At 73.4% G+C, this 21,718-nt stretch carries 24 protein-coding genes; 11 read left to right on the top strand and 13 right to left on the bottom strand.

Translation table 11 applies throughout. From position 1 onward, the window contains the following. Positions 1-52: 52 nt before the first annotated feature. Both RKD23_RS29380 and RKD23_RS29375 read left to right on the top strand, forming a co-directional pair. Complete coding sequence (locus RKD23_RS29380; RefSeq protein ID WP_424856433.1) at positions 53-1,390, top strand: CoA transferase; 1,338 nt, start codon at positions 53-55, stop codon at positions 1,388-1,390. Positions 1,391-1,468: 78 nt separating this feature from the next. Beyond that, positions 1,469-2,476, top strand: a complete 1,008-nt coding sequence (locus tag RKD23_RS29375) for a CopD family protein (RefSeq protein WP_424856432.1) — start codon at positions 1,469-1,471, stop codon at positions 2,474-2,476. A gap of 84 nt (positions 2,477-2,560) precedes the next feature. Here RKD23_RS29375 and RKD23_RS29370 read toward each other — a convergent pair whose 3' ends face one another. Both RKD23_RS29370 and RKD23_RS29365 read right to left on the bottom strand, forming a co-directional pair. Beyond that, positions 2,561-3,604 (bottom strand): zinc-dependent alcohol dehydrogenase family protein, encoded by a 1,044-nt coding sequence (locus RKD23_RS29370; RefSeq protein WP_424856431.1) that lies wholly within the window; start codon positions 3,602-3,604, stop codon positions 2,561-2,563. Between the two features lie 54 nt (positions 3,605-3,658). Further along, on the bottom strand, positions 3,659-4,369 hold the full coding sequence (locus RKD23_RS29365) for a VIT1/CCC1 transporter family protein (protein WP_424856430.1): 711 nt from the start codon (positions 4,367-4,369) through the stop codon (positions 3,659-3,661). Between the two features lie 122 nt (positions 4,370-4,491). Between RKD23_RS29365 and RKD23_RS29360 the strand changes: the two genes are divergently transcribed. From RKD23_RS29360 to RKD23_RS29340, 5 genes are all read left to right on the top strand, one after another. Then, on the top strand, positions 4,492-5,484 hold the full coding sequence (locus RKD23_RS29360) for a DEDDh family exonuclease (RefSeq protein ID WP_424856429.1): 993 nt from the start codon (positions 4,492-4,494) through the stop codon (positions 5,482-5,484). A 107-nt stretch (positions 5,485-5,591) separates the two neighbouring features. Continuing rightward, the gene (locus tag RKD23_RS29355; protein ID WP_404033823.1) at positions 5,592-5,825 is read left to right on the top strand and encodes a hypothetical protein; all 234 of its coding nucleotides are present in this window, start codon (positions 5,592-5,594) and stop codon (positions 5,823-5,825) included. Positions 5,826-5,899: 74 nt separating this feature from the next. After that, the gene (locus tag RKD23_RS29350) at positions 5,900-6,688 is read left to right on the top strand and encodes an SURF1 family protein (RefSeq protein ID WP_424856428.1); all 789 of its coding nucleotides are present in this window, start codon (positions 5,900-5,902) and stop codon (positions 6,686-6,688) included. Between the two features lie 178 nt (positions 6,689-6,866). Beyond that, a complete protein-coding gene (locus RKD23_RS29345; RefSeq protein ID WP_424856427.1) occupies positions 6,867-8,651 on the top strand; it encodes a glycoside hydrolase family 15 protein in 1,785 nt (594 codons plus the stop codon). Between the two features lie 4 nt (positions 8,652-8,655). Further along, a complete protein-coding gene (locus RKD23_RS29340; protein WP_424856426.1) occupies positions 8,656-9,411 on the top strand; it encodes an SDR family oxidoreductase in 756 nt (251 codons plus the stop codon). A gap of 64 nt (positions 9,412-9,475) precedes the next feature. Here the strand turns inward: RKD23_RS29340 and amaP are convergent, their stop codons facing one another. Genes amaP through RKD23_RS29315 form a run of 5 tightly spaced genes read right to left on the bottom strand, consistent with a single transcriptional unit; the run spans position 9,476 to position 11,830 of the window. After that, a complete protein-coding gene (amaP, locus tag RKD23_RS29335) occupies positions 9,476-10,054 on the bottom strand; it encodes an alkaline shock response membrane anchor protein AmaP (RefSeq protein ID WP_424856425.1) in 579 nt (192 codons plus the stop codon). Between the two features lie 4 nt (positions 10,055-10,058). Continuing rightward, positions 10,059-10,709, bottom strand: coding sequence for a DUF6286 domain-containing protein (locus RKD23_RS29330; RefSeq protein WP_424856424.1), 651 nt, complete (start codon positions 10,707-10,709; stop codon positions 10,059-10,061). After that, entirely contained in the window at positions 10,706-11,116 is a 411-nt protein-coding gene (locus RKD23_RS29325) for an Asp23/Gls24 family envelope stress response protein (protein ID WP_424856423.1), read from the bottom strand. Before RKD23_RS29325 ends, RKD23_RS29330 begins: the two co-directional genes overlap by 4 nt. After that, complete coding sequence (locus RKD23_RS29320) at positions 11,113-11,298, bottom strand: hypothetical protein (RefSeq protein WP_399639422.1); 186 nt, start codon at positions 11,296-11,298, stop codon at positions 11,113-11,115. Before RKD23_RS29320 ends, RKD23_RS29325 begins: the two co-directional genes overlap by 4 nt. Before the next feature lie 43 nt (positions 11,299-11,341). Further along, positions 11,342-11,830: an Asp23/Gls24 family envelope stress response protein gene (locus RKD23_RS29315; RefSeq protein ID WP_424856422.1), complete on the bottom strand. Its 489-nt coding sequence runs from the start codon at positions 11,828-11,830 to the stop codon at positions 11,342-11,344. 87 nt (positions 11,831-11,917) lie between these two features. Between RKD23_RS29315 and RKD23_RS29310 the strand changes: the two genes are divergently transcribed. Then, positions 11,918-12,646: a nucleopolyhedrovirus P10 family protein gene (locus RKD23_RS29310; protein WP_424856421.1), complete on the top strand. Its 729-nt coding sequence runs from the start codon at positions 11,918-11,920 to the stop codon at positions 12,644-12,646. A gap of 89 nt (positions 12,647-12,735) precedes the next feature. Here RKD23_RS29310 and RKD23_RS29305 read toward each other — a convergent pair whose 3' ends face one another. From RKD23_RS29305 to RKD23_RS29295, 3 genes are all read right to left on the bottom strand, one after another. Beyond that, positions 12,736-13,527 carry an enoyl-CoA hydratase/isomerase family protein gene (locus tag RKD23_RS29305; RefSeq protein ID WP_424856420.1) on the bottom strand — a complete coding sequence of 264 codons (792 nt, stop codon included), beginning with the start codon at positions 13,525-13,527 and terminating at the stop codon, positions 12,736-12,738. A 132-nt stretch (positions 13,528-13,659) separates the two neighbouring features. Further along, the gene (locus tag RKD23_RS29300) at positions 13,660-13,881 is read right to left on the bottom strand and encodes a helix-turn-helix domain-containing protein (protein ID WP_018567695.1); all 222 of its coding nucleotides are present in this window, start codon (positions 13,879-13,881) and stop codon (positions 13,660-13,662) included. A 335-nt stretch (positions 13,882-14,216) separates the two neighbouring features. Continuing rightward, complete coding sequence (locus RKD23_RS29295) at positions 14,217-15,815, bottom strand: ABC-F family ATP-binding cassette domain-containing protein (RefSeq protein WP_404033842.1); 1,599 nt, start codon at positions 15,813-15,815, stop codon at positions 14,217-14,219. 262 nt (positions 15,816-16,077) lie between these two features. Between RKD23_RS29295 and RKD23_RS29290 the strand changes: the two genes are divergently transcribed. After that, the gene (locus tag RKD23_RS29290) at positions 16,078-16,488 is read left to right on the top strand and encodes a VOC family protein (protein WP_424856419.1); all 411 of its coding nucleotides are present in this window, start codon (positions 16,078-16,080) and stop codon (positions 16,486-16,488) included. A 15-nt stretch (positions 16,489-16,503) separates the two neighbouring features. Here RKD23_RS29290 and RKD23_RS29285 read toward each other — a convergent pair whose 3' ends face one another. The 3 genes from RKD23_RS29285 to RKD23_RS29275 all read right to left on the bottom strand — a co-directional run bounded on the left by RKD23_RS29285 (position 16,504) and on the right by RKD23_RS29275 (position 20,092). Beyond that, a complete protein-coding gene (locus RKD23_RS29285; protein ID WP_424856418.1) occupies positions 16,504-17,910 on the bottom strand; it encodes a hypothetical protein in 1,407 nt (468 codons plus the stop codon). Between the two features lie 160 nt (positions 17,911-18,070). Beyond that, complete coding sequence (locus RKD23_RS29280; protein ID WP_424856417.1) at positions 18,071-19,198, bottom strand: alpha/beta hydrolase; 1,128 nt, start codon at positions 19,196-19,198, stop codon at positions 18,071-18,073. A 228-nt stretch (positions 19,199-19,426) separates the two neighbouring features. After that, complete coding sequence (locus RKD23_RS29275; protein WP_424856416.1) at positions 19,427-20,092, bottom strand: class II aldolase/adducin family protein; 666 nt, start codon at positions 20,090-20,092, stop codon at positions 19,427-19,429. A gap of 114 nt (positions 20,093-20,206) precedes the next feature. On the opposite strand from RKD23_RS29275, the gene RKD23_RS29270 reads away from it, so the two are divergent. Both RKD23_RS29270 and RKD23_RS29265 read left to right on the top strand, forming a co-directional pair. After that, complete coding sequence (locus RKD23_RS29270; protein ID WP_424856415.1) at positions 20,207-21,460, top strand: anion permease; 1,254 nt, start codon at positions 20,207-20,209, stop codon at positions 21,458-21,460. 32 nt (positions 21,461-21,492) lie between these two features. Further along, a complete protein-coding gene (locus RKD23_RS29265) occupies positions 21,493-21,714 on the top strand; it encodes a hypothetical protein (RefSeq protein ID WP_424856414.1) in 222 nt (73 codons plus the stop codon). Positions 21,715-21,718 lie beyond the last annotated feature (4 nt).

The raw sequence follows: 21,718 nt of genomic DNA, 5'->3' as shown, positions 1-21,718 counted from the left end.
CCCCCTGGGGGCCGGGCGGTTCACCGCCCGGCCCTTGCCGCATAGTGCCGTCATGACAGACATCGCATCCGCCTGGTCCGCGCTCGGCGGCGATCCCGCCCTCCTCGCGCGCGTGTCGGCCGTCGTACGGCCCGGAGTTCTGCAAGCGCGCCTTCCGGTACGGCCGTTGGCGCGGGCCTGCGTCGGCGCGTGTGCGCTGGCCGCGGCGGAGCTGGGCGCCCGGCGGGCGGGGCTCGCCGAGGTGCCGCGGGTGACGGTGGACGACGGGGCGGTGGCGACGGCGCTCACCAGTGAGCGGCAGCTGCTGGTCGACGGGCGGGCGCCGATGACGTTCGCGCCGCTGTCGCGGTTCTGGCGCACCTCCGACGGCTGGGTGCGCACGCACGCCAACTATCCGCACCACACAGCGCGGTTGCTGACCGCGCTCGGCGTCGGTGACGACCACACGCGCGTGGCGGCGGCGTTGGCCGAGCGGCCCGCGCGGGAGATCGAGGAGACCGTGTACGCGGCCGGCGGCCTGGCCGTCGCGGTGCGCACACCCGAGGAATGGCTCCCCGTCCCCGGCCCCCTGGTGGAGACGGAACGGCTGGGCGCGGCACACGCGCGTGTGCTGCCGTCACTGGACGGCACGCCCCTGCTGCCGGCCTCCGGGGTGCGCGTGCTGGACCTGACCCGGGTCATCGCCGGCCCCGTCGCCACCCGCACGCTCGCCCTGCTCGGCGCGGACGTGCTGCGCGTCGACCCGCCGGGCCTGCCCGAACTGCCCGACCAGCACGCCGACACGGGCTTCGGCAAGCGCTCGACGACCCTGGACGCGACGAGCGGCCGTTTCACGGAGCTGCTCGACACCGCGGACGTGGTCGTCACCGGCTACCGGCCCGGCGCGCTCGACCGCCTCGGCCTCTCCCCCGCCGCGCTGACCGCGCGCCGGCCGGGGCTGATCGTCGTACAACTGTCGGCATGGGGGACGGACGGCCCGTGGGGCGGGCGGCGCGGCTTCGACAGCCTGGTGCAGGCGGCCACCGGTATCGCGGCCGTCGAGGGCTCGCCCGAGGAGCCCGGCGCGTTGCCCGCGCAGGCGCTGGACCACGGCACGGGCTATCTGCTGGCGGCCGCCGTCCTGCGCGCGCTCACCGAGCGGTCGTACGACGGTCAGGGCCGCCTGGTGCGGCTGTCGCTGGCTCGCACGGCGGCCTGGCTGCTGGCGGGCAGGGCGGCACACGAGGAGGCCGGGGAGGCGTACGACGGGCCCGAGGCGTGGCTCGCGCAGGCCGACAGCCCGATCGGGCGGCTGCGGTACGCCCGCTCCCCGGTCGGCTTCGACGGCGGGCCGGCCGACTGGGCCCGGCCGCCGGGGGTGTGGGGCACGGACGAGGCGCGGTGGGAGTGAAAGTCGGCGGCGCAGTGACGGTCCGTCGGCTGTTCTCCTTGGCTTGCCCGCTCTGTGACGGCTGGTGAAGATCTCGAAGTGACGTCGACACGACCCTCCAGTGAGACGGCCGACGCGAGCGGCCCGGCGCGGCCTGCCGGGACGGGGCGGGCGGTCGCCGTCCTCGTGCTGGTGGCCCTGGGCGCGCTGGTCCCGTTGCTGGGCCCGTCGGCCGCGCTGCACGGCACCGGGGAGGCGGCCGCGCCCGGCGTGGGCGGCGTCGGGCTGCTGCGGACGGTGCTGTTCGCCGCGCTGTGCGTGCCCCTGGGCGAGCTGTTCGTGAACCGGCTCGCGCGCGGGGTGCCGGGCGCTTCGGCGGAACGGCCACGCAGCTGGGCGGCGTTCGCGGCGGGTGCCGGGTTCGTGGCCGCGTTGGGGCTGGCCTCCGTCGTGGCGACCGGGAACCTGGTGCCGAGCGGGTGGGCGCAGATCGACGTGGGCGGGCTGTACGCGTCGCGGGACGGAAAGCTGGCGCTGCTGGAGGTGAACGCGTTCGCGGTGGCGTGGCTGTGCGCGCTGTCGCGGCGGCCGGGCGGCCAGGTGTGGCCGTTGGCCGCGGTGGTGGTCGCCGAGGCGCTGCGGGCGCATCCGGTGACCGAGCACGACCCGCTGACCGGCTCGGCCCTGACGCTGGTGCACCTGTTCTGCGCGTCGCTGTGGGTGGGCGGCCTGGCGCACGCGCTGCGGCTGGTGCGGCTGTGGGGCGTGCGGGAGGCGGGGGCCGCGTTGCTCGGCCTGTACGCGCGCGTGGCGGCGCTTCTGCTCGCCGCCGTCACCGCGACCGGCGTGTGCAGCACGCTGCGGCGGATGCCCGCCGAGACGGTCCTGGAGCAGCTCACGACGACGGCCTACGGGCGCACCCTGCTGGCGAAGGTGCTGCTCGTGGCCGCCGTCGCGGCGCTGGCGCTGTGGGCGCGGGTCCGGCTGCGCCGCGCCGCCGACCCGCTGACCGCCTGTGTCCCCGCGCGCGGGGAGGTCGCCCTGCTGGGGGTGGTGGTCGCGGTGTCGGGGCTGCTGACGGCGCTGCCGGTGCCGATCCGGTGGTGAGCGGTCGGCCGGCGAGCGTCGGCGGGTGACGGGACCTTCGGCAGGTGAGGCTCGGCCGGTGGCGGGACCTTGCGCCGGTGCGCGTCAGTTGGTGACGAGGACCTTCAGGGCGATGCGCTCGTCCATCGCCTTGTAGCCGTCGGGGACGCCCTCCAGACCCACCGTCATGTCGAAGACGGGCGAGGGGTCGATGGTGCCGTCCAGGATGTCGGGCAGCAGCTCGGGGATGTAGGCGCGGACGGGGGCGACGCCGCCGCGCAGGGCGATGTTCCGGTCGAACATGACGCTCAGGTCCAGGCCGGTGCCGCTGCCGTGCGGCACGCCGACGAAGCCGATGGCGCCGCCGTCGCGGGCGATGTTCACGGCGGTGCGCATCGACTGCTCGGTGCCGACCGCCTCGACGACGGCGTGCGCGCCCTGGCCGCGGGTGAGTTCCCGCACGGCCTCCTCGGCGGCCTCGCCGCGCTCGGCGACGACGTCGGTGGCGCCGAAGCGGCGCGCGATGTCGGTGCGCACCTGGTGCCGGCCGAGCGCGATGATCCGCTCGGCGCCGAGCCGCTTGGCCGCGAGCACCGCGCACAGGCCGACCGCGCCGTCCCCGACGACGGCCACGGTCGCGCCGGGCCGGGCGCCCGCGCCGAGGGCCGCGTGGTGGCCGGTGCCCATCACGTCGGACAGCGTCAGCAGCGCGGACAGCAGGTGGTCGTCGGAGGCCGCCTCCTTGGGCAGCCGCACCAGGGTGCCGTCGGCGTGCGGGACGCGCACGGCCTCGCCCTGGCCGCCGTCGTAACCGACCGAGCCCCAGAAGCCGCCGTGCACACAGGACGTCGTCAGGCCCTCGCGGCAGTAGTCGCAGGTGCCGTCGGACCACATGAAGGGCGCGACGACCAGATCGCCGCGGCGCACGCCCGTCACCTCCGAGCCCGTCTCCTCGACGACGCCGAGGAACTCGTGCCCGATGCGCTGGCCCGGCTGCCGGGCGGCCTCACCGCGGTACGCCCACAGGTCGCTGCCGCAGATGCAGGCACGCAGCACCCGCAGGACGGCGTCGGTGGGCTGCTGCACCACGGGCTCGGGCACGTCCTCCACGCGCATGTCGAACGGGGCGTGGATGGTGGTGGCGCGCATGGGAGAGGTCTTTCTGCTCGGCTGCTGATGCCGGTACGCCGCCCGCGGGCCTCGCTAGACGCCCGCCGCGTCCAGCAGTGCCCCCGCCGCGTACGTCACCGCCATGGCCAGGGCGCCGCCGGCGACGTTGCGCAGCATCGCCCGGCCGGGTGCGGCCGCGCCGAGGCGGGCGCTGCTCCAGCCGGTGCCGCACAGCGCGGCGAGGACCGACAGGACCGTCACGGGCAGCCGCCAGTCGGCGGGCGGCAGGACGATGGCGAGCAGCGGCAACAGCGCTCCGGCGGTGAAGGCGAGGAAGCTCGCCCAGGCCGCGTGCCAGGGGTTGGTGAGCTCGTCCGGGTCGATACCGAGCTCCACACGCGCGTGGGCGCGAAGGGCGTCCCGCTCGGTCAGCTGCTCGGCGGCCTCGCGCGCCACCTCGCGGGACAGGCCGCGTTCTTCGAGGAGTCCGGTCAGCTCCGCGAGCTCGGCGTCGGGGCGTTCGCGCAGCTCCCGTCGCTCCAGGGCGAGGGCGGCCTTCTCGGAGTCGCGCTGGGTGGACACCGACACGTACTCGCCCGCGGCCATCGACATCGAGCCGGCGAGCAGTCCGGACAGGCCCGCGGTGAGCAGCGCGGCGCGGCTGTCGGTGGCGCCGGCCACGCCGACGACGAGTCCGGCCGTGGAGACGATGCCGTCGTTGGCGCCGAGGACCGCCGCGCGCAGCCAGTTGAGCCGCTCCCCCAGCGCGCCGCCGTGGGCCTCGTCGTGCGTTGGTTGCGTCACACCGGGAGGATGGCACCCGGTCCGCCGGCGGGCGGGCACCGACCCGCGCGGTTCGAACAGGCGGCGGTGACAGGCCACCTGGGAGCGGGCGCTGTCAGTCCCGGCCCGTATCCTCAGTGACCATGCTCGAAGACCGGACGACCGAAGCGTCCTCCCCCACAGCGTGGCCGGCCGTGTATCCCCAGGGATACGCGGTCGTTGACGTGGAGACCACCGGCCTGGCCCGCGACGACCGGATCATCTCCGCGGCCGTGTACCGGCTGGACGCGCGCGGTGAGGTCGAGGACCACTGGTACACGCTGGTCAACCCCGAGCGCGATCCGGGCCCGGTGTGGATCCACGGTCTGACGAGTGAGGCGCTCGAAGGGGCGCCCCTGTTCGCGGACATCGCCGAGGAGTTCACCGCGCGGCTGGCGGACCGGGTGCTCGTCGCGCACAACGCCGTCTTCGACTGGCAGATGATCGCCCGCGAGTACGCGCGCGCGAGGCGTGAGCCGCCGGTGCGTCAACGCCTGTGCACCATCGCGCTGTCCAAGGAGCTGGGCCTGCCGCTGCCCAACCACAAGCTGGAGTCGCTGGCCGCGCACTTCGGTGTCGTGCAGCAGCGCGCGCACCACGCGCTCGACGACGCGCGTGTGCTGGCCGAGGCGTTCCGGCCGAGCCTGCGGGCCGCGGCGGCGGGCAGTGTGCGGCTGCCGTTGCAGGAGTGCCGGCCGCTGACGGAGTGGGCGGACCGGCCCGCGCCGCGCATCGGGCAGCAGGCGGGCGGCTACGGCGGCTATCGGTCGAGCGGTTGGCGTCCCTCGCGGAAGCGGCCGGCGTGCCCGTACCCCAACCCCGGCCGGTACGAAGAGGGCAAAAGGCTCAAGCAGGGCATGCGGGTCGCCTTCTCGGGCGACACGTCGATCGAACGCGAGCTGCTGGAGGACCGCGCCGTCGAGGCGGGCCTGCATGTGGCGACCAGCGTGTCCCGGCTCACCAGCCTGCTCGTCACCAACGACCCCGACTCCGGCACGTCCAAGGTGGCCAAGGCCCGCCAGTTCGGCACGCCTGTGGTGGACGAGGCGGCCTTCGGACAGCTGCTGCGGGACGTGGAGCCGGCCGCGGAGGGGTGAACCGTACGAAAAGGTCACAGAACGTGACCCGTACGGACGGGTGATTGGCGGGCGACTCGCCCGCCGCCCGCTCGCCCGCGCCGCGGTGACGGCTCACCCTGTGGCGCATGGCGACTTGCGAAGTATGCGGCAATCACTACGGAATGACCTTCGAGGTGCACGCGCAGGGCGCGGTGCATGTCTTCGACTGCTTCTCCTGTGCGATCCATCGCATGGCCCCGATCTGCGAGCACTGCCGGGTGCAGATCATCGGCCAGGGTGTCGAGGTCGAGGGCCACTGGTACTGCGGTGCGCACTGCGCCCGCGCGGAGGGAAGGGCGGGCATCGTCGACAAGGTCTGACGGTCCCGACCGCATGAGGACCCTGAGGACCCCCCTCCGGAAACACCCCGCGACCCGCGATGTACGGTCGTGGGGTGTTCCGCTTCCTCTTGTCCCGGCAGTGGGTGATTCTCACCCTCGTCGCCGTCGCGCTCGTCCCGACGATGATCGAGCTGGGCTTCTGGCAGCTGCACCGCCATGAGCACCGGGTCGCGCTGAACCAGGTCATCGCCGACTCGCTCGCCGCGAAGCCGGTGCCGGCGCAGGAGCTGACCTCCCCCGGAGCGGAGGTCGAGGGCGAGGACCGCTACCGCCGGGTGACGGCCACGGGCCGCTTCGACACCGCGCGCGAGGTCGTCGTACGCCGTCGTACCAACGCCGACGACAAGGTCGGCTTCCACGTCCTGACGCCCTTCGTCCTCGACGACGGCACGGTCCTGCTGGTGAACCGGGGCTGGATCCCCGCGGACGGCGCGCAGACGGAGTTCCCCAGGATCCCGGCGCCGCCGAAGGGCGAGATCACCGTCACCGGGCGGCTGATGCCCGACGAGACCTCCGCGGACAGCGGCATCAAGGACGTCAAGGGCCTGCCGGACCGCCAGGTCATGCTCATCAGCAGCGAGCAGGCGGAACGCCGGCTCGGCGCCCCGGTCCTCGGCGGCTACATCGACCTGACCGCGCCCGAGCCGCGCACCGGCTCCCCCGAGCCGATCCCGGCCCCCGACCACGACGACATCGGCCCGCACCTCGCCTACGCCATCCAGTGGTGGCTCTTCTGCGCGGGTGTCCCCGTCGGCTGGGTCGTCCTGGTCCGCCGCGAACTGCGCGACCGCGAGGAGGCGGCGACCGGCGAGGGCGTTGCCGCGGAGCCGGCCTCGGTGTGAGCTCGGACGGCGCCGGAGGCTTCGCCGACTCGCCGTGGTGAGTCCGTCGTTCCGCGACCGCCGGCCGTGAGTGGTTGCTCGCGCCCCTGGCACATCCACCGCAGCCGCCCGACAGGAACTGTCACTCGGGCGGCCCCCAGGCGGATTGTCGGCCCGGTCCGCCGGGAACCCGCACTCCGTGCATCACCGCATCGAGGACTACGCCCTGATCGGCGACGAGCAGACCGCCGCGCTGGTCGGCCGGGACGGCTCCGTCGACTGGCTGTGCCTGCCCCGCTTCGACTCGGGGGCCTGCTTCGCGCGGCTCCTCGGTGACGAGGACAACGGCCACTGGCGGATCGCCCCCAAGGGCGCCCGCACCTGCACCCGCCGCGCCTACCGGCCCGGCACCCTCGTGCTGGACACCGACTGGGAGAGCGACGAGGGCGCGGTGCGGGTCACCGACCTGATGCCGCAGCGCGACCACGCCCCCGACCTCGTCCGGATCGTCGAGGGCCTGCGCGGCCGGGTCACCGTGCGCAGCACCCTGCGTATCCGCTTCGACTACGGCTCGATCGTGCCGTGGGTGCGCAACAGCGGCGGCCACCGGGTCGCCGTCGCCGGACCCGACTCGGTCTGGCTGCGCAGCGAACCCGCGGTGCACACCTGGGGCGAAGACTTCGCCACCTACGCCGAGTTCACCGTCGGCGAGGGCGAGCAGGTCGCCTTCGTCCTGACCTGGCACCCCTCGCACGAGCCGCGCCCGGCGCTGGTCGACCCGTACGAGTCGCTGGAGTCGTCGGTCACCGACTGGCGGGCCTGGTCCGACCGCTGCCGCTACGACGGCCCGCACCGGGACACGGTCCTGCGCTCCCTGATCACCCTCAAGGCCCTCACCTACCAGCCCACCGGCGGGGTCGTCGCCGCCCCCACCACCTCCCTGCCGGAGGAGCTGGGCGGCGTCCGCAACTGGGACTACCGCTACTGCTGGCTGCGCGACTCCACCCTCACCCTCGGCGCGCTGCTCGCCGCGGGCTACCACGAGGAGGCCGAGGCCTGGCGCGACTGGCTGCTGCGCGCGGTCGCGGGCGACCCGGCCGACCTGCAGATCATGTACGGCGTCGCGGGTGAACGCCGGCTGCCCGAGGTGGAGGTGCCGTGGCTGGCCGGCTTCGGCGGCTCCTCCCCCGTACGGATCGGCAACGACGCCGTGCAGCAGCTCCAGCTCGATGTGTACGGCGAGGTCATGGACTCCCTCTCCCTCGCCCGGAAGGCGGGCCTGCCGACCCAGCCGCACATCTGGTCGATCCAGGTGGCCCTCCTCGAGTGGCTGCGCGCGAACTGGCGGCAGCCCGACGAGGGGCTGTGGGAGGTGCGCGGCGGCCGCCGGCACTTCGTGCACTCCAAGGTGATGGTGTGGGTGGCCGCCGACCGCGCGGTGCGCGCGGTGGAACGGTATCCGGAGCTGGACGGCGACGTGGACGCCTGGCGCGAGATGCGCGAGCAGGTCCACCGCGAGGTGTGCGAGAAGGGCTACGACCCCGCACGCAACACGTTCACGCAGTACTACGGCTCAGGCGAACTGGACGCGGCCCTGCTGCTCATCCCCTCCGTCGGCTTCCTGCCGCCCGACGACCCGCGCGTCATCGGCACGGTCGACGCGGTCCGCGCGGAACTCGACCATGGCGGGTTCCTGCACCGCTACAGCACCGACGACACCGCCGTCGACGGCCTGCCGGGCACCGAGGGCACGTTCCTGGCCTGCTCGTTCTGGCTGGCGCAGGCCCTGCATCTGACGGGCCGCCGGAAGGAGGCCCGTGAGCTGTTCGACCGGCTGGTGGACCTCACCAACGACGTGGGCCTGCTGGCGGAGGAGTACGACCCGGAGACCGGCCACCAGCTCGGCAACTTCCCGCAGGCGTTCAGCCACATCGCCCTGGTGACCACGGCCCTCGCCCTGTTCCGGGACGAGGGGGCAGGATAGGGCCATGGATCTTGGACTGAAGGACCGGGTGTACGTCGTCACCGGAGCCACGCGCGGGCTGGGCAACGCCGTCGCGCGCGAACTGGTCGGCGACGGGGCGAAGGTGGTCGTCACCGGACGGGACGACAAGCGGGCCGCCGACGCGGCGGCCGAGCTGGGGGAGAACGCGGTGGGTGTCGCCGTGGACAACGCCGACCCCGAGGCCGCGGCCCGTCTGATCGCGGTAGCGCGCGAGCGGTTCGGCGGCTTCGACGGCGTGCTCGTCAGCGTGGGCGGGCCCCCGCCGGGGTTCGTCGCCGACAACACGGACGAGCAGTGGCAGGCGGCGTTCGAGTCGGTGTTCCTGGGCGCGGTGCGGGTCGCTCGCGCGGCGGCGGCCGAGCTGGAGGCCGGGGGTGTCATCGGGTTCGTGCTGTCCGGCTCGGTGCACGAGCCGATTCCGGGGCTGACCATCTCCAACGGGCTGCGGCCCGGCCTCGCCGGGTTCGCCAAGTCCCTCGCGGACGAGCTCGGCCCTCGCGGGATTCGCGTGGTCGGGCTGCTGCCGGCGCGCATCGACACCGACCGCGTGCGCGAGCTGGACGGGCTGTCCGCCGATCCCGAGGCCACTCGGGCGGAGAACGAGGCGCGGATTCCGTTGCGGCGGTACGGGAAGCCCGAGGAGTTCGGGCGGACTGCGGCGTTTCTGCTGTCCCCCGCGGCTTCCTACCTGACCGGGATCATGGTGCCTGTGGACGGCGGGATGCGGCACGGGTTCTGAGGCGCCGTTGCCGGGTGCGGGTTGTGTGTGGTTGTTCGCGCCGTTCCCCGCGCCCCTGGGTATCTCAACTGACTCTCTGTTCGCGGTGTCTGAGGGACCTCATGCGGACCTCCGAGGGCAGCGACTCCAGGTGGGCCGAGTCCTTCGCGTGGGCCAGGGTTTCCGTCGTCAGCGTGTGCAGGGTCGTCGACGGGTCGGCGTGGGGGTCCAGGACCAGGTTCATACGGGTCTGCGGGGCGTTTCTGCGGCCCGTCAGATGGACGTGGGCGCGGTTGACGCCGTCCAGGGCGGCCGCCTCCGTGGCGAGGACGGACTGGAGGGCGCGGCCGCGCAGCAGGGCGCCCGCGCCGTCGCCGGTGTCGACGAGGATCTCGGCGAGCCTGCGGCGGCGCAGCACCGCGGTCAGCCACCACAGGGCCAGCAGGAGCAGGACGGCGAGCACGGCGATGACGGTCGGCCACCACCAGCCGTGGTCGCGCCAGCGGGTGCGCTCGGTGTCGTCGAGGAGGACGTCGTGGCGTCCGTCGTGGATCCACCACGAGGGCGCCGGGGCACCCAGACCGACGGCCAGCACCGAGCCGCCGAGGGCCAGCAGCACCAGGCCCAGCAGGCCGAGCAGGACACGGTTCACTGTCTTCGGCACCGGCTCACCCCTTCCGTCCGGGCCGCCGCACCCGCACCGACAGCGACAGCGGCCGGGCGAGCCCCAGCGCGCGGACCGCTTCGTCGAGCACGGCGTCCAGGTCCTGTCGTACGTCGTCCACGGCGCGGAAGTGCGAGACCGCGCGGACGTCGGCGCGGCGGCGGCCCGCCCGCACCCGGACCGACTGCACGCCCGAGACCTCCATGGCGCGGTCGCGCAGCACCATCGCGGCGGCGGACCGGTCCAGCGCGGCGCGCACGTCGGCGTCGGTGCGCCGCATGGGCAGCAGGGCGCGCAGGCCCGGGGTGACGGCGAGGACGATCAGCCACAGGCCGAGCGCGGCGGCGACGCCCGCGCCGACGAGCACCCAGGTGTCGTCCAGCGGCCGGTGGGCGAGCTGGTGGGCCAGTTCGCGGCGCCAGCGCATGGCCGGACGTCCGGCGCGTACGGCGGCGATGTCGTAGAGGAAGATCCCCGCGGCGGCCAGCAGGAGCAGGGCGGCGAGGGCCCCCGGGACACGGCGGGCCGACCAGAAGCGGCGGGCGCCGGCCAGGATCGGCCGCGGGACCGGAGCAGTGGGCTCCGGTTCCTTCTCCAGGACCGGCATGCGCCGGGTGGTGCCCTCGGGGCGCTCGCTGTCGTGGGATCCGCTCATCGCGTCCTCCCGTGTGCCGTGCCGTGCCCCGGCGCCAGGTGCAGCCGCTCGACCTGGACGGCGACCTCGGGCACGTCCATGCCCACCAACGCGCCCACCCGCTCGGCGACATGGCGCCGCACCGAGCGGCAGCGGGCGCCGATGTCGGTCGGGTAGTCGAGTTCGAGGTGGACGTGGATGTGGGCCGCGTCCTGTCCCTCACGGCCGGGGGCGTGGCCCTGCCGTACGACGACGTTGGCGTGCGGGCGCGCGGCGTCCGGCGGCAGCGGGCCCAGGGCCTCGCGTGCCGCCTGCGCGGCGACCTTCGCCACGACGCGGTCGGCGATCCGCGTCGCCCCGCGCTCGCCCGGCGGAACGACGGTCAGCGGTCTGCCGAGCTCGCCGATCCCTTCGCTCACGGGCGTCACCGCCGTCGTTCGTCACGCGGACGGAAGAAGTCGCCGAGCTCGAAGTCGCCCTCCACGAACCGGCCGACGACGAAACCGACCGCTCCCAGGGCGGCGACGAGCAGGAACGCGCCGAAGCCGCCGAAGTACCCGGCGAACCCCAGCGCCATTCCGGCGATCATGCCGACCACGGCCATGCTCATGGTGCGCTCCCCTCAGCAGTGCGGTTGTCGGGCCGGCCGCGTGTCACTGGAGCCGGGACTCCGGCTCCTCTTCCTCTTCGTCGGGCAGCTTCACATCGCTGACCGCGATGTTGACCTCCACGACCTCCAGGCCGGTCATCCGCTCGACGGCCGCGACGACGTTCTCGCGCACGTCGCGCGCCACGTCCGAGATCGACACGCCGTAGTCGACGACGATCTCCAGGTCCAGCGCGGTCTGCACCTCGCCGACCTCGGCCTTGACGCCGCGGGTCACCGACTTGGCGCCGCCGCCCGGGACCCGGTCGCGTACGGCGCCGAAGGTGCGGCTGATGCCGCTGCCCATCGCGTGAACGCCGACGACATCGCGTGCCGCGAGGCCGGCGATCTTCTCGACCACGCCGTCGGCGATGGTGGTCCGGCCCCGGGTCCCGGGGTCGCCGCCGCCGCGCCGGGTGGCCTTGCGGGTCTGCACCGAGGACTCGCTGCCGCCCTCGGAGGTCTGCGTCCGGTTCTGGTCCGTCATGTCGGTCATCGCCGTACGTCCTTTTCGGTCGTCGTCCTTCGACCACCGTAAGTGGGGTTGCTCGGCCGCGCGCCATGGATACGGCAGGCTGGAGGAATGACGGCGGATCGATGGACACGGGTGGTGCGGGAGCAGCTGGGCCTGGGCAGGCTGCTGCCCCTTGGTGGGCCGCGCGACGGCGCGTGGATCGCGGAGAGTGCGGCAGAGTCCATTCTGCGGCGGGCCATGGACGGTGTGCCAGGGGTGCGGCTGGGTCCGCTGCGGATCGCCCCGGCCGGTCCGGACGGGGGTCAGGAGCCGGCCGTGCCGCCCCCGCCGAGCGCCCTGCCGCCCGGCCCCCTTCGGGTGACGGCCGACTTCACGGCGAGCGGCACCGAGCCCCTGCCGGCGGCGGCGTCCCGTCTGCGTGACGCCCTCGCGCGGGCCGCGACGGAGGCCGTGGGGCTGACGGTCACGGAGGTGGATCTTCGGGTGACGGGGCTGGGCGAGGAGGAGGCCGTGCCGCCGTCCGGGGGTGCGACACCTTCGGACGGCTCGGACACGCGGCCTGGGTCCGGCGACGAGTCCCTGGTCGCCACCGCCGCCCTGTCCGTCCCGGGTGTCTCCCGGCTGACCGGCACCCTCGGCGGCCTGGGCAGGGCGGTGCACATCGAGGAACGCCAGGAGGCGCCGGCGTCCCTGCCCCGCCGCCATGTCCGCGTGGAACTGGCCGTCCACCCGGGCCACCGCGCGCTGACGGTGGCCCGAGAGGTGAGAGCAGCCGTGGCAGCGGCCTTGCCGGACGGCCCCACGGTGGCCGTGCTGATCACATCAGTGGCCCCTTAAGGGGCGTGCGGGGCTGTATCGATGTGCGGCTGCCGCCGCGCGGGCGCGACCAGCCCACCACGGTCCGCAGTCGGCAACGAACGAGACGCCTACTCCCCCAGCCCCGCGAGGTCCCGCAGGCGCCGGGCCTGCGACTGACGCTCGGCAGCACGCTGAGCCTCGTACGACCGGTCGGAGGCCCCCCGCAGCAGCGCCTTGGTCTCGATCACGGCATCCCGCGGCGCGGCCAGCAGCGCCGCGGCGAGGTCCTGCACCGTGGAGTCGAGCTCGGCGGCGGGCACGGCGAGGTTGGCGAGGCCGGTGTTCACGGCCTCCTCGGCCAGCACGAAGCGGCCCGTCGCGCAGATCTCGAGCGCACGGGCGTAACCGACCAGCGACACCAGGGGATGCGTGCCGGTGAGGTCGGGGACGAGGCCCAGGCTGGTCTCGCGCATGGCGAACTGCACGTCGTCGGCGACGACGCGCAGGTCACACGCGAGGGCGAGCTGGAAGCCCGCGCCGATGGCGTGGCCCTGGACGGCGGCGATGGAGACGATGTCGCTCTGCCGCCACCAGGTGAACCCCTCCTGGAACTCGGCGATGGCCGCGTCCAGTTCGGCGTCGCTGCCACGCGCGAGGTCGACGAAGGACTTCTCGCCCTCGATGCCCTCGGGCGTGAACATCTGCCGGTCGAGGCCGGCGGAGAAGGACTTGCCCTCACCGCGCAGCACCACGACACGGACGGAGCCCGGCAGCGACCGCCCGGCCTCGGCGAGCGTCCGCCACATGGCGGGGCTCTGCGCATTGCGCTTGGCCGGATTGGTCAGCGTCACCGTGGCGATCGCGTCGTCGACGGTGAGCCGTACGCCGTCCTTGTCGAGTACCGGGTCGAGCGAAGCCATACGGCGCCTCCGATGGGTGCGGTCAGCAGTGGACGCCGTACGCCGGCATCCATAAGTGACTGCACAGTAACCACCCGGTCGACCGTGCGACCGACCGGGTGGCCACCATCACGCCGTGGGGCCGCCCGGGAGTCAGGCCGAAGCGGCCTTCTTGCCCCGCGTCGCCCCGCCACGCCCGCGGAGCGTGACGCCCGACTCGCTGAGCATGCGGTGCACGAAGCCATACGAGCGGCCGGTCTCCTCGGCCAACGCCCGGATGCTCGCACCGGCGTCGTACTTCTTCTTCAGGTCTGCCGCGAGCTTGTCGCGCGCGGCGCCGGTCACCCGGCTGCCCTTCTTCAGAGTCTCGGCCACCCGTGCCTCCTCATGGGAAGTGCGCTCTGGTCCCCTCATGATCACCCCTCCCGGCCGTCATGGCCACCCATTCGGCAAGGTCAGTGCGACAGGGTTGTGACGACAGGAGCAGGTCCACACATACGGAATCGGCGATTCCGGGCTCTGGCGTTCGTACCGCCGAACGGGTAATTCCGCGAAGTGCCAGGTCAGTGACGCACCACGGCCGAGCCCTTGTCGACAAAGGGCTCGGCCGGGAAATGGATGTAGGACACACCTCGGTACGAGGAGATCTCACACAGATGGTGGATCACCGATGGGCCGAATGATCCATAGCCTGTGGATCACTCATTCGATCAAGCGAGGGCGACGAGGTCCGCGTAGTCGGAGCCCCACAGGTCCTCCACGCCGTCCGGCAGCAGGATGATCCGCTCCGGCTGGAGCGCCTCGACGGCGCCCTCGTCGTGGGTGACCAGGACGACCGCGCCCTTGTAGGTGCGCAGCGCGCCGAGGATCTCCTCGCGGCTGGCGGGGTCGAGGTTGTTGGTGGGCTCGTCCAGGAGCAGGACGTTCGCCGAGGAGACGACCAAGGTGGCCAGGGCCAGGCGGGTCTTCTCGCCGCCGGACAGCACGCCGGCGGGCTTGTCGACGTCGTCGCCGGAGAACAGGAACGAGCCCAGCACCTTGCGGACCTCGACCAGGTCCATGTCGGGGGCCGCCGAGCGCATGTTCTCCAGGACCGTGCGCTCCGGGTCGAGGGTCTCGTGCTCCTGGGCGTAGTAGCCGAGCTTGAGGCCGTGGCCGGGGACGACCTCGCCGGTGTCGGGCTGCTCCACGCCGCCGAGCAGCCGCAGCAGCGTGGTCTTGCCGGCGCCGTTGAGGCCGAGGATGACGACCCGGGAGCCCTTGTCGATGGCCAGGTCGACGTCGGTGAAGATCTCCAGGGAGCCGTACGACTTCGACAGGCCCTCGGCCATCAGCGGGGTCTTGCCGCAGGGCGCGGGCTCGGGGAAGCGGAGCTTGGCGACCTTGTCGGACTGACGGACCGCCTCCAGGCCGGAGAGCAGCTTGTCCGCGCGGCGGGCCATGTTCTGCGCGGCGACCGTCTTGGTGGCCTTGGCGCGCATCTTGTCCGCCTGCGAGTGCAGCGCGGCGGCCTTCTTCTCGGCGTTGGCGCGCTCGCGCTTGCGGCGCTTCTCGTCGGCCTCGCGCTGCTGCTGGTAGAGCTTCCAGCCCATGTTGTAGACGTCGATCTGGGCGCGGTTGGCGTCCAGGTAGAACACCTTGTTGACGACCGTCTCGACCAGGTCGACGTCGTGGGAGATCACGATGAAGCCGCCGCGGTAGGTCTTGAGGTAGTCGCGCAGCCAGACGATCGAGTCGGCGTCGAGGTGGTTGGTCGGCTCGTCCAGGAGCAGGGTGTCCGCGTCGGAGAAGAGGATGCGGGCCAGCTCGATACGGCGCCGCTGACCGCCGGAGAGGGTGTGCAGGGGCTGGCCGAGCACCCGGTCGGGCAGGTTCAGCGCGGCGGCGATGGTGGCGGCCTCGGCCTCGGCGGCGTACCCGCCCTTGGTGAGGAACTCGGTCTCCTGGCGCTCGTACTGCTTGAGCGCCTTCTCGCGGGTGGCGCCCTGGCCGTTGGCGATGCGCTGTTCGTTCTCGCGCATCTTGCGGATCAGTACGTCGAGGCCGCGCGCGGAGAGGACGCGGTCGCGGGCGAGCACGTCGAGGTCGCCGGTGCGGGGGTCCTGCGGGAGGTAGCCGACCTCGCCGGAGCGGGTGATGGTGCCGCCGGCGGGCATGCCCTCGCCCGCGAGGCACTTGGTGAGGGTGGTCTTGCCGGCACCGTTGCGGCCGACGAGGCCGATGCGGTCGCCCTTGGCGACACGGAAGGTGGCGTTCTCGATGAGGACGCGCGCACCGGCGCGCAGCTCGATACCGGAGGCGGAAATCACGGACAGACTCCAGGGCAGACGGGTTGGCGGGACTGAGCGGCTGAGGACGTTCCCGCTGTCTAATGCGCGAGGAGAATGGCCATGGCATTCAGTCTAACGGGCCCATGCAACCGGATTTTCCGCCGCAGCCGGGTGACCATGGCGTCACCGATCAGGGTCGCGGGGCCGGCGGAGCTCGTCTGCGGGGCGTTGTCAGTGGTGGCTGCAACACTGGCGGCAGGTGGGATTTCCGGAGCGGGATGATCACGAAGGAGTGATCGGCATGGCAGGCACGAGCAGCGGTCCGAGCATCTTCCCGACGGTGCTGTACGCGGACGCCAAGGCGGCGATCCGGCAGCTCACGGAGGGCCTGGGGTTCACGGAGCTGTCGCTGTACGAGAGCGAGGACGGCACGGTGATGCACGCCGAGCTGGTCCAGGGCAACGGCGCGGTGATGATCGGCTCCAAGGGCCGCGGCGGCGTCTTCGACGGGGCGATGAAGGGCGCGGGCCCGGCCGGGGTGTACGTCGTCGTGGACGATGTCGACGCACACCACCGGCGTGCGGTGGACCACGGGGTGGACATCCTCATGCCCCCGACGGACCAGGACTACGGCTCGCGGGACTACATGGCCCGGGACGCCGAGGGCAACATCTGGAGCTTCGGCACGTACGCGCCGGCAATAGGCGGCTGAGCCGCCCGTCGCGCGTCAGAGCCCTCCGGTGTGCACCTGGAAGGCAGCGCGGCGCACGGCCTTGGCCAGGGCCGGGTCGGGGTGGGCGGCGGCGAGCGCGACCAGGACCTGCACGGTGCGGGGGTGGCCGACCGCGCGGACCTCGTCGAGCAGGGCGGGGACCGTCGGCTGCACCGCGGACTCCAGGTGGCGCACCAGCAGCGGGGCCTCGCCGTGGTCGGCGACGGCGGCGGCGGTGTCGACCCACAGCCACGTGGCCTCTTCCCGGGTGAGGACCTCGTGCGCGTCCTCCGGGTCGCTGCCGTCGTGCTCCGCCAGCCACAGCAGGGCGTACGGCCGCAGGGTCGGCTCGTCGAGCACCGCGCGTACGTCGGGCTCGGCGGGGGCGCCGACGACGCGCAGCGCCTCGAAGGCCAGGCCGCGCAGCAGGGCGTCCTCGCCGCGGGCGGCGTCGATGAGTTCGGTGACGGCGCTGCCGACGGGCCGGGCGGCGAGCCAGGCGCGGTACTCGGCGCGGGCGGCGTTGGGGCGCAGCTGGGCGCAGCCGCGCAGCATGTCCTCGGCGGAGGCCTCGATGTTGCCGGCGGGGCTCTGCGCGGCGACGCAGATCTGCTCCAGCTTGACCCACACCGCCCAGTTGCCCAGCGGGGTGAGGGTGGCGTGGGCGGCGTCGCAGGTGAGGGCGCCGACGGAGGCGAGGGCGTGCAGCGCCCAGTCCAGGAGGGGGGCCAGCGGGGCGTCGGGCTGTGTGTCGCCGGGCTGCGGCTCGACGGGCTCGGGCTGCGGGACGTAGGCGACCTCGCAGCGTTCGGTGCGCAGCTCGGTGACCCGCTGCTCCAGCAGGTCCAGCAGCTGGGCCACGGGGACGGGGCCGGCGGAGAGCTGGAGGAAGGAGAGCACCTGGGGCATGGCCGAGACGACCTCGGCGACGGCGGCCGCCTCGTGCCCGGCGGGCTCCGGGTGGGCGAGCGACCAGGCGTCGAAGAGGGCGACCCAGCCGCGCAGGACGGCGCTGTCGTCGCGGTCCCAGGCGCGCAGCCGCCAGCCGGGGCGGGCGCTGTCGCCGTGCACCTCGACGAGACCGGCGAGCCGGGCGGTGTCCCATTCGGCTCGGATCTGAGCGGGGGTCAGGCCGAGTTCGGCCGCGGCCCGTTCGGCGGTCGCCGCGGAGAGGGTGGCCTTGCCGTCGGCGGAGCCCGCCCGGCCGGGGCGCAGGGCGGCGTCGGCCCAGCGGGCGACGCGGACCGCGCCGGCGAGCTGGGAGCGCGCCATTCTGGCCAGCTCCGCAGGGGCCGGGGTGCCCTCCGGGGGGCGCGGGGCGGGGCGGCGCGGGCGCCGCTGGTCCATGGCTCGTGGGGCGGCGGCCAGGGGTCGTGGGCGGACGAGTCGAAGCCTGGAGTCGCGCGGGATACGGGACGTCACGGGTGCAGTCTTCCGGTTGACGGTCGGAAAACCCAAACGGAATGTCACGGCGGGCGACGGACCTGGCCAACGCACCGGGTGGCGAAGGCGTGGAGGAGGTGGGAACAGGCCAGTGGTACAGGGGTAAACGGAATGGCTGCGACCGGGGCGGCGGGGGGTGTCACATGAGCGGGGTCAGAAAGCGGCGCAGGGCTTCCTGGTAGCCGGCGGGGTCGGGGTTCCACATGGCACTGTGCGGGGCGTTCTGGACGGTGTGCAGGGAGACCAGTCCGGGGTGGCTCTCGGCGAGGCGGCGGGACAGCCGCCAGGGGGCCACGGTGTCGCCGGGGCCGTGGAAGACCAGGGTCGGCACGGTCAGGCCGTCGGCCTCGGCGGCGCTGCGGCCCGGGTCGCCGTACAGGCCGGTGCGGCCCTGGGCGGCGCGCACGGCGAGCGGCAGCAGGGCGTGCGGGGTGCGGCGGGCCGCGGCCAGGGCGCGCAGGGTGGTCTGCCAGTCCAGGACCGGGGAGTCGAGCACCAGCCCGCGGACCCGGTCGCGGACGGCGGAGCGCGCGGTGGCGTGCAGGCACATCGCGGCGCCGGTGGACCAGCCGAGCAGGACGACGCGCTGGGCGCCGTAGCGCACGGCGTAGCGGATCGCGGCGTCCACGTCGCGCCACTCGGTCTCGCCGAGGTGGTTGAGGCCGTCGGCGGAGCGGGGTGCGCCGAGGTCGCCGCGGTAGGCGAGGGCGAGGACGGGGAAGCGGAGGCGGTGCAGGAAGCCCATCACGTTCATGGCGAGTTCGCGGGTGGCGCCCAGGCCGTGCACGGCGATCACCCAGGTCTCGCGGGCGCCGGGCACGAACCAGGCGGGCAGGGCACCGAGCTCGCCGGGGACGTCGACGTCGGCATGGTCCAGGCCGAGGGCGCTCGCGGGGTCGCCGATGTGCACGTTCGGGGTGAGCCAGACGTGGTCGCCGGGTTCGAGGGTGCCGTGGGTGACGCGTTCCAGACGGCGTACGACGGTGTCGGCGGGGTGCGGGGTGGCGTCCAGGACGGGGCCGACGACGGCGTGGCTGCCGTCGCCGGCGAGGCCGTAGGTGCCGGGGCGCAGGGAGGCGAAGTCGCGGGTCAGGGTGATGCGGCCGGCGGCCGTGCCGTGCACGTTGAGCCTGGGCTCGGTGGGCAGGGGGCGGCCCGGCGGCGCCTTGAGCGCGGCGTCGCTGGCGAGGCGTCCGGCGGCGACTCCGGCCGCGCCGGCTGCCAGGGCAACGGTGACGGCGGCGGCCGTCGCTTTGACAGTGCGCACGGGTTCAGTGTCCTGGCGGACCCGGTTCTCGGCCAGCGGGCGGGGGCGATCGGGCCTTGTTCGGCTTATTTGGGCTTGTTCAGCACATTTGCCCCTCTCGCCGTCTTCGGCCTTCCCGCCGTTTCGCCGCTTCGCGGACGTTCTCCCACCCGCGCACCGCCCGTCGAACTCCGCCGAGAGGCTCGGCTCTCCCTCCTCGGTTGCTCGCCGTCGGCGGCTTTCCCCTCGTCACCGCTGCCCGTAGCCCCTCAGCTTCTCCCCCACCTCTGCCACCTGGTCCCTGGTCAGGAGGGTCGGGGTCAGGCCTGGGACCGAGGAGGCGGTGAGCCAGACTCGGCACATCCACTCCAGTTGGGCGGTGCGGTCGTAGGCCTGGTCGAGGGTGGCGCCGTAGGCGAGGGTGCCGTGGTTCTGGAGGAGGCAGGCGGTGCGGTCGGTGAGGGCCCGGAGCATGTGTTCGGCGAGTTCTTCGGTGCCATAGGTCGCGTAGGGGGCGACGCGGACGGGGCCGCCGAGGGCCGCGGACATGTAGTGGATCAGCGGGAGCTCGGGGACGAGGGTGGAGACGGCTGTCGCGTATACGGCGTGGGTGTGGACGATCGCGCGGGCGTCGGTGGTGCGGTGGACGGCGAGGTGCATGGGCAACTCGCTGGTGGGGACCAGGGTGCCGAGGACCTGGCGGCCGGTGAGGTCGACGCCCGTGATGTCGTCCGGGCCGAGCCGGTCGTAGGGCACGCCCGACGGTGTGACCAGTACGACGTCGCCGACGCGGACGGAGACGTTGCCGGAGGTGCCGACGACGAGTCCGTCGGCTACTGTGCGGCGAGCCGTGGCCACCAGGTCGGCCCAGGCGGCGGCCGTCTCGTCCCCCCGGTCGTGATGCTGCTCGGACATGCCCTGATCCCGCCCCTTCATCCGACACTCCGATGCCCTGCCGAGTTCACCTGGCGTTCACCTGAGTTACCTACGTTCAACAAGCCAATGACCTTCGAACGATTGCCTGGGTAAATGGAAAACCTCTCACTGATCCTCGCGATTGTGGTGGTGACCGCACTCGCGTTCGATTTCACGAACGGTTTTCACGACACCGCCAACGCGATGGCCACCACCATCTCGACCGGTGCGCTCAAGCCCAAGGTCGCGGTGGCCATGTCCGCCGTCCTCAACCTTGTGGGTGCTTTCCTCTCCGTCGAGGTCGCCAACACGATCTCCAAGGGTCTGGTCGACGAATCAGGCATCCGTCCCGAGGTCATCTTCGCCGCTCTGGTCGGTGCGATCCTCTGGAACCTGCTGACGTGGCTCGTCGGTCTGCCGTCCTCCTCGTCGCACGCCCTGATGGGCGGACTGATCGGCGCGACCGTCGCCTCGGCCGGCTTCGGTGCCGTGCACGGTGACGTTCTGGTGACCAAGGTGCTGCTCCCGGCGATCGCGGCCCCGCTGGTGGCGGGCCTCGCGGCGATGTTCGCCACGCGGCTGAGCTACACCCTGGGCAAGAAGGCCGACGGCAAGGCCGCGGCGAAGGGCTACCGCGCCGGGCAGATCGCCTCCGCCGGTCTGGTCTCGCTGGCCCACGGCACCAACGACGCCCAGAAGACGATGGGCATCATCACCCTCGCCCTGGTCGCCGGCGGCTCCATCGCCCCCGACTCCGACCCGCCCATGTGGGTCATCCTGTCCGCGGGTCTGGCCATCGCGCTCGGCACCTACCTGGGCGGCTGGCGCATCATCCGTACCATGGGCAAGGGCCTGACCGACCTCCAGCCGCAGCAGGGCTTCGCCGCCCAGACCTCCGCCGCGACGGTCATCCTGGCCTCCTCCCACCTGGGCTTCTCGCTCTCCACCACGCACTCGGTGTCCGGCTCCGTGATGGGCGCCGGCCTCGGCCGCAAGGGCGGGGTGGTCCGCTGGTCCACCGCGACCCGGATGTTCGTGGCCTGGGGTCTGACCCTGCCGGCCGCCGCGCTGGTGGGTGCGCTCGCCGAGTACGTCACCGGCTTCGGCGACTGGGGCACCGCGCTCGTGGCCGTCTTCCTGATCGCCTCCAGCGCCGCGATCTGGAAGCTCTCGCGCCGCGAGGTCGTCGACCACACCAACGTCAACGACGACGCCGACGAGGAGCCGGCCGGAGTGGTCACCACGGCGATCGCCGCGGTCACCCCGCCGCCGGCGGGCGTCATGGCCGAGGAGCTCTCCGAGGAGCTGTCGGCCACCATCCCCGCCCCGGCGAGCGCCGACCCGGCCGCTCCCAAGGCCGCGGTCTGACCCCCCACACCCCGCTTTAAGGAATCAGCAGCATGAAGATCGACTGGGCGGCCCTCGGCTCCGTCTTCGGCGTCAGCCTCGTGGTCACCGTGGCCCTGGTGGGCCTGTTCACCCTCGGCGTCGTCGGCCTGTCCCGCCAGGAGCGGGCCTCGGCCCAGGGCGGCTCGGCCGCCCTCGCCGTCACCGGCGCCTACGCCTGCTTCGCCGCCTGCGCGGCGGCGGTGGCGTACGGCATCTACCTGATCATGGCGTAAGGGG

Source organism: Streptomyces sp. SAI-170, assembly GCF_049739565.1.
In the GTDB taxonomy this organism is placed as follows: domain Bacteria; phylum Actinomycetota; class Actinomycetes; order Streptomycetales; family Streptomycetaceae; genus Streptomyces.
The sequence above is the reverse complement of the archived record's forward strand: the minus strand, read 5'-3'. Positions and strand labels throughout refer to the sequence as shown.

Bases quoted from the DNA above. Each gene is read 5' to 3' on its own strand.
- RKD23_RS29380 (WP_424856433.1), top strand. From the start codon at position 53: ATGACAGACATCGCATCCGCCTGGTCCGCGCTCGGCGGCGATCCCGCC.
- RKD23_RS29370 (WP_424856431.1), bottom strand. From the start codon at position 3,604: ATGCGCGCCACCACCATCCACGCCCCGTTCGACATGCGCGTGGAGGAC.
- RKD23_RS29360 (WP_424856429.1), top strand. From the start codon at position 4,492: ATGCTCGAAGACCGGACGACCGAAGCGTCCTCCCCCACAGCGTGGCCG.
- RKD23_RS29355 (WP_404033823.1), top strand. From the start codon at position 5,592: ATGGCGACTTGCGAAGTATGCGGCAATCACTACGGAATGACCTTCGAG.
- RKD23_RS29340 (WP_424856426.1), top strand. From the start codon at position 8,656: ATGGATCTTGGACTGAAGGACCGGGTGTACGTCGTCACCGGAGCCACG.
- RKD23_RS29330 (WP_424856424.1), bottom strand. From the start codon at position 10,709: ATGAGCGGATCCCACGACAGCGAGCGCCCCGAGGGCACCACCCGGCGC.
- RKD23_RS29320 (WP_399639422.1), bottom strand. From the start codon at position 11,298: ATGAGCATGGCCGTGGTCGGCATGATCGCCGGAATGGCGCTGGGGTTC.
- RKD23_RS29315 (WP_424856422.1), bottom strand. From the start codon at position 11,830: ATGACCGACATGACGGACCAGAACCGGACGCAGACCTCCGAGGGCGGC.
- RKD23_RS29310 (WP_424856421.1), top strand. From the start codon at position 11,918: ATGACGGCGGATCGATGGACACGGGTGGTGCGGGAGCAGCTGGGCCTG.
- RKD23_RS29305 (WP_424856420.1), bottom strand. From the start codon at position 13,527: ATGGCTTCGCTCGACCCGGTACTCGACAAGGACGGCGTACGGCTCACC.
- RKD23_RS29290 (WP_424856419.1), top strand. From the start codon at position 16,078: ATGGCAGGCACGAGCAGCGGTCCGAGCATCTTCCCGACGGTGCTGTAC.
- RKD23_RS29275 (WP_424856416.1), bottom strand. From the start codon at position 20,092: ATGTCCGAGCAGCATCACGACCGGGGGGACGAGACGGCCGCCGCCTGG.
- RKD23_RS29270 (WP_424856415.1), top strand. From the start codon at position 20,207: ATGGAAAACCTCTCACTGATCCTCGCGATTGTGGTGGTGACCGCACTC.
- RKD23_RS29265 (WP_424856414.1), top strand. From the start codon at position 21,493: ATGAAGATCGACTGGGCGGCCCTCGGCTCCGTCTTCGGCGTCAGCCTC.